The following is a 6,189-nucleotide window of genomic DNA, read 5'->3' as shown; positions in this document are numbered from 1 at the left end:
CCATTTGCATATATCCCAAGTTTGGGTTTATAGTTAAAGTTAATCGCTTTTTTTTGATTGCTGTTTTTTAAACTGTCGATATCAAAACGTTTATTAAAAAAGCCTCGATCCATTGAGGTGCTGGAGGTCTGCAATTGGGGATCAGCTAACTTAACCTGTGTGGTGTCGGCAATGCCTGCTAAATAATTTAACGTGGCGTAATCATTTTTAAACTGCAATTCGGCCTGTTTTACTACCAGTTGCTGTTGCTGTAAAGTAACCAGAAAAGTTAAATACTCGGATTGTTTGTAAATATTGCTTCTGGTTAATTTTTTAAGCAGTGCTTCTTCTTGTTCGAGCAGTATAACCACTTCCCGATTAAAATCTACCTGCTCTTGACTGGCATAGGCTAGAATATATTGATCGGCAATAGATCTTTGCAAATCATATAGCGACAATTGCCTGGCATATTTAATGGAATCGCTTTGGATTTTAATACCCTCGAGCTGGTTATTGATGCGTTTCTTGTTCAGCAGATCATAATTCACATTAAGTAGTACTTCTAGTGCCTGTCCGTTGGTAAGCACTTCATCGTAACCATAACCATGTACAATTGGCGCATACATCCCTGCAGAACTGGCCGTAACCTGTGGTCCCCCGGTTGCACGAACAATCAAACTATCTACCCCAGCAGAACGCTGTTGATTTTGAAAATCTTTAAGTACAGGGCTTGTAAATTCAGCCTGTTTTAAATAATAACCGAGACTTTTTGAAGGGACTTGAGCCACCGCTCCCATTACCCAAAAAGTAACCACGCATAAAATCAGGTACTTCAACTTTATATTCATTTTTGGATGATTTCAACTCAAAAAATATTGAACAATATTAAAATCTGCCCGAAAGCATTAAACCCGTGCTACCTTGTTGGTGGAAGGGCATAAATGTAAAATTCCCATCTTTTTTTGTAGTGAAAAGGCTTTTGATATATGGATAAACAAGATAAGATATCTTTGTAGAAGCAATCCCGAATCCGGCACCTGCCACCACATCACTAAACCAGTGTTTGTTATTATACATCCGCAGTGTTCCAGTGGCAGTGGCGACAAAATAACCTGCATAACCAATCCAAGGGTTAACATCTTTATACTCCTGATGCAGAAATTCTGCCGCCATAAATGCAGATGCGGTATGCCCTGAGGGAAAAGAATTTTCTCCATTTTCATTTGGTCGCTCTCTACCAACGCCCTGTTTTACAAAATGAGTAGAAACACCCATAATTGCAGCGGAGGTTACATATAACATCGAAGCATCAAACAGGTTATGCTTGCCTTTTATACCCGACAAATTAAGTGCGTATACTGCAGCCGCTGGTGCAAATTGGAGATAGTCATCAACATGAGCGGCAAATAAAGGATGGTCTTCCTGTAATTCTGCCTTGGTACTTACATCCAGTTGTTTTAATGCGCCATGATCGTAAACAGCGGCAAAACCATAACCCGCAAGTAAAACAGGCGCAATAAATGCCGTTGCCTGAAACTTTCTTTTTTGCATCGACTGGTCAGTGTACCATCGTCCTAGAGAATCTGCAGGAACATTTTTAACCGAATCTATATTTTGAGTGTACCCAATAACGGCAGCAGCATAAGTATGACTTCTATAACTTACCATAATCAACAACACCCCTAAAAACCTTTTCATAGTTTAAATTTTAATCAAAACTATAATCGAATTATGGAGAAATTCTGAAGTTATGAATGAGTGAAACTTTTTAAATTAGATGTTCGAAATGGATAATTCGATAGTGACAGGTGGCAACACCTATCACCACATCAGCAAGGGGTAATCGATAGTGACAGGTGGTAACACACAATCACACCTAAAAAATCTGCGGGCAATAAAAAATATGACAAATGCTTCATCTTAAGCCTCCCGCAGATGTCGCTGATCTACGCAGAATGTGTTTATTATTTATAATGACGGTGGCAACACCCACCACTCTTGCAATTCAACCACATAAATAACTAAAAAGATCCTGACCAAGAAGTAACTATTAGACCTTCAGCGCCATAAACACAACTAATAAAACAAGTTCGGCATGAAGAAGCGTAAAAAAATGGGCAGATTAATCACCAAAATAAACAGTAAAAACATGTTCACCACTTTCTTCGTGATAATCAATACGAAAGCCATAAAGGTTACAGATCTGTTTGGTTATGGCTAACCCAAGCCCTATGCCTTCAGACTCCACAGATTTTGAAAAACGATCGAATATTTTGGTTTGCAGATGACCGGGGTTTCCTGAATTGGAAATGGTTAGCGCCTGTTGATCAAGTTGGATATGAATGTGTCCACCACTTACATTATGCCGCACTGCATTGCTAAAAAGATTGTTTAGCAAAATATCAGCAAGATACCTGCTCATTTTGATTTCCACAGGTACAAGCTTTTCAGTTAACAGCAGTCCGTCCTTTTCTAATAGCTCCTGAAACTGACGGCTCTTAGCTTCTGTCATTTCTTTGAGTTCGATGTTCTGAAAATCGGGAATCAGGTTATTTTCAATTTTGGCCAACAATAATAGTGATTGATGCAATCTCGATAATCTGCCTGTAGCATGATAAATATCTTCCAATAATGCGCCCTGCTGCTCGGTAAACGACTCTGTTTGCAGCAAAGAATCTAATTTAGAATTAATTACGGCTAATGGAGTCATCATTTCGTGCGAGGCATTATCGGTAAAACTTTTAAGTTCCTTATAGTCTTGCCGCACTCTTTCGGCCATGGCATTTACAGACTTGTTAAGCTCGTTAAACTCATCAATTTTAGTTGGCTCTTGTTCAATAGTATCCATTCGGGTTACTTCGAAAGCTTTCATCTGGTTCAAAATAGAATAAAAGGGACGCCAAAGCCTGCTCAGTACAAATCTGTTGATCAGCAATAAGGATAAAAGCAAAACAACCGTAATTCCGAGTGTTATTAAAAGAATTATTCTAATAAGGTCTTCTGATTCTACCCTCGATTTGGTTATGGTTACCTCAATGGTTTTACCATCTAAGTGTAGAACCGTAATCAGACTTCTCCCAGGTTCGTTTTCACGTTCTTTTGGGTTAAAATAAATTGTATTTAGAAATTCTCTTTCAGAAATAATCCCACTTAGTGTTTTATAAGATATCTGTTGATCGAGGTAACTTGCAGGCAGTGGGAGTTTATGAAAAGTGTTTACATACTGGTTAATTTCATTTTCTTCAACGGCTAAATCGCGATCTAATTTTTCGGTTAAAATAAAATGGATTACAACATAGTAAATAATCCCCGTAATGATTAATACAACGATAGAGGTTAAAATATTTGCTTTGTTATAACGGTTGGAGAGTTTCATAGATCACCAAATTTATAACCAATCCCATAAACAGAGCGAAGATAATCAGCCGCTCCTGCCTCAAGCAATTTTTTACGGAGATTCTTGACATGGGTATAAATAAAATCAAAATCATCCGACAGGTCCATTTCATCGCCCCAAAGATGCTCGGCCATGGCATTTTTAGTGACTACTTTATTGCGGTTAGAAAGAAAATACACCAGCAGATCGAACTCTTTTTTGGTAAGTATTATCTGATTGCCTTTAACAGCAATTTTCATTGCCGAAACATCCACCGTTATCTCGTTGAAAAGAATAACATTGTCGCCATCAAAATTCTTTCTGCGGATAATAGCACTTACACGCGCTTTAAGTTCTGACAAATGAAAAGGTTTGACTAAATAATCGTCGGCGCCAAGATCGAGCCCCATCAGTTTATCATCCAAAGAATGGCGCGCAGAAATAATCAGCACCCCATCTTTTTTTTTCAATTGTTTAAGCTTGGTTAATAATTCCAGTCCTTCCCCACCGGGCAGCCCTAAATCTAAAAGAATACAATCATAATTATAAAGCGATATTTTCTCATTGGCAGCGGCAAAATCCGAAGCGTGCTCACAAACATTCCCTTCACCGGTAAAATAGGCAAGTATACTCTCTAATAAAGCCTGTTCATCTTCAATGACTAAAATTTTCATCGGTTAATCATTTTGTTATTTAATTGGATATAAAGTAGTCATTAAAACCAGAAAATCAAACCTGTTATGTAAAACCTTTAGGTAAATCGCTGTATCAATTTTTCGAGGTTCAGATTCTTTTTTTTCTGCAATATTTGTTTACCAAAGGCGGTAAAGTATTCGTGCCCCGTAAGCATTTTGATGTTGATGGCATCCCATTCCCGATCTGTGTATACTAAACGAAGGTTTTCTTCCCACTCTCTTTTCAGCCGCGCGGCAAAATCAGTATAACTTTGAAGTGAAAAATGATAAAAATCAGCATCACATATTATTTTTTCTAAATCGGTATCTGGCAATTGAGGGTATTTTGTAGCAAGAATGCAGTTGCTTACCACTTCTATCTGATCGCGTTTAAGACCATTTTCCAGTAAAAATTCATATGCAATTTTGACACTGGCTAGCTCATGGCCAATATATTGTTTAATATAGCCCACATCGTGTAAAAAGGCTGCTAAAATAAGTGTCAGCAATTCATTTTCACTTACACTATTTTGCTTACCAATAATTTTAACGCCCTCTACAACTAACAAAGTATGCTCAAAACTATGAAAGTACATGTTTTTTGGTAGCTCCTTTTCAAAAAGTTCTTTAACAAAAGTTTCAACCTTTTTTAGCAATATTCCCTGCTCTTTTTCCATTTATCAATCTTCAATAAATAGTACAATATTATTGGCCAATTCTGAAGAAAAACTGTAGCGATGATACTTATGGGCAGTTGTCGAACCAGAAATCGTTTTTCAACAAATTCATATTCTATTCAGAATTTCATTCAGATTGGATTATACCTATAGGCTTTAAATACGAGTTAAGGAGATAAAAAGGGGGTTGACTGGTACATCTTCAGAATTACTACAGAATTCGAATATATATTAATACCGCATAAACAATCTTTTTATTCCTTAAACCAAATATGATGAAAAAATTTTACAACATTATTTTTGCAACACTATTAGCAGTGCTATTTACCAATTGTACAAAAAAAGAGGTAGCAGCTGATACCAAATTAAGTTACAGCTTTAGTGCAGGTAATTTAAGCGCATCGTTAAGCAGTAATGCAGCGGCAAGTGGAGCAGTTGTAGCGCCAGGCACTAACGGAAGTATAAACTGGACTACGGCGAGTATTAATATCGCAAAAATAGAGTTTAGTGCTACAAAGGCAGGTACACCCGTATCTTTAGAATCTAAAAATCTATATCTCGTTAACGCATTAAAACCCGATTCATTATCAGGAACAATTGCGTTAATAGCAGGTGTTTATGAGCACAACCAGTTTAACTTAACCATGAGCAGTTCGCTTACCAACCCACCATTATTATTGACGGGAACTTATATTGAAGCTTCTGGAACCAAAATCCCGGTTAGATTTGAAATGAACCAAACGCAATCGATCAAATTAGAAGCCGCCAGAGTAGAAGTTACTTCCGGAACATACTTAGCGAAAGTAGCCATTCAACTTAACGCATTGGTAACTGGGTTAACAGCAAGCGATTTCGGCCAAACTACACGTACAGGCACAAATAACACAATTATAATTTCGAACACAATAAATAAAGCCTTATACGAGAAACTCATTGCTCGATTTACGTCAACACTGAGCGTTAACTTTTCGAAACAATAACAAATCGAATATAATACTTTATTAAGTACAATACTTTAATGTTACCTTTAAACCCTAACCAAACCTTCAGGATTCCTTCAGAATTGAAAACTAACTTCGCCATTTATTATACAAAGTGTGGCGAGAAAAGTTCAAGCTTTGGATTCACCTTTAACTATGAGCATTAAAGAAAAAACAAATAAATTACTCCATCATAGATTTGGACCAGTTTTTTTAGCCACAGCGCTATTGTGCAGCATATCGTTGATTACGAGACTTGCCTTATTAATTTACAGTGCATCTGGTGTTGATTGGTCGATACTGAATCTCCTTAAAATCCTGGTTATTGGTCTGTTTTACGATCTTGCTGCCGCATCTTTTGCAGTAATTCCGATTATAATTTACTTATGGCTGCTCCCTTCTAAATGGTATGCCAGTAAATTCAACAAGGTATTATTGTTCATTTATTTTTTCTTTGTTGTTTTCACGCTCATTTTCAATGCCATTTCAGAATGGTTCTTCTG

General features: G+C 37.1%; 6 protein-coding genes and 1 pseudogene. 2 read left to right on the top strand and 5 right to left on the bottom strand.

Annotated features, from left to right (window positions below):
* The 5 genes from AC1DPQ_RS14740 to AC1DPQ_RS14720 form a co-directional block, all read right to left on the bottom strand.
* The coding region (locus AC1DPQ_RS14740) for a TolC family protein (RefSeq protein WP_477609963.1) at positions 1-827 on the bottom strand (827 nt) is incomplete at its 3' end.
* A gap of 37 nt (positions 828-864) precedes the next feature.
* On the bottom strand, positions 865-1,677 hold the full coding sequence (locus AC1DPQ_RS14735; protein WP_477583793.1) for a phosphatase PAP2 family protein: 813 nt from the start codon (positions 1,675-1,677) through the stop codon (positions 865-867).
* Positions 1,678-2,101: 424 nt separating this feature from the next.
* On the bottom strand, positions 2,102-3,355 hold the full coding sequence (locus tag AC1DPQ_RS14730) for a sensor histidine kinase (RefSeq protein WP_477609961.1): 1,254 nt from the start codon (positions 3,353-3,355) through the stop codon (positions 2,102-2,104).
* On the bottom strand, positions 3,352-4,029 hold the full coding sequence (locus tag AC1DPQ_RS14725) for a response regulator transcription factor (protein WP_477585800.1): 678 nt from the start codon (positions 4,027-4,029) through the stop codon (positions 3,352-3,354). The genes AC1DPQ_RS14730 and AC1DPQ_RS14725 overlap by 4 nt, the downstream gene beginning before the upstream one ends.
* 77 nt (positions 4,030-4,106) lie before the next feature.
* Positions 4,107-4,706 carry an HD domain-containing protein gene (locus AC1DPQ_RS14720; protein WP_477585798.1) on the bottom strand — a complete coding sequence of 200 codons (600 nt, stop codon included), beginning with the start codon at positions 4,704-4,706 and terminating at the stop codon, positions 4,107-4,109.
* A gap of 275 nt (positions 4,707-4,981) precedes the next feature.
* Between AC1DPQ_RS14720 and AC1DPQ_RS14715 the strand changes: the two genes are divergently transcribed.
* Both AC1DPQ_RS14715 and AC1DPQ_RS14710 read left to right on the top strand, forming a co-directional pair.
* The gene (locus tag AC1DPQ_RS14715) at positions 4,982-5,686 is read left to right on the top strand and encodes a hypothetical protein (RefSeq protein ID WP_477585454.1); all 705 of its coding nucleotides are present in this window, start codon (positions 4,982-4,984) and stop codon (positions 5,684-5,686) included.
* Between the two features lie 156 nt (positions 5,687-5,842).
* Positions 5,843-6,189 (top strand): annotated as a pseudogene (locus AC1DPQ_RS14710) (LTA synthase family protein); the annotation flags it as partial.

Source organism: Pedobacter sp. 01T416_2, from assembly GCF_056398925.1.
This window is presented reverse-complemented; position numbering and strand designations above follow the sequence as displayed.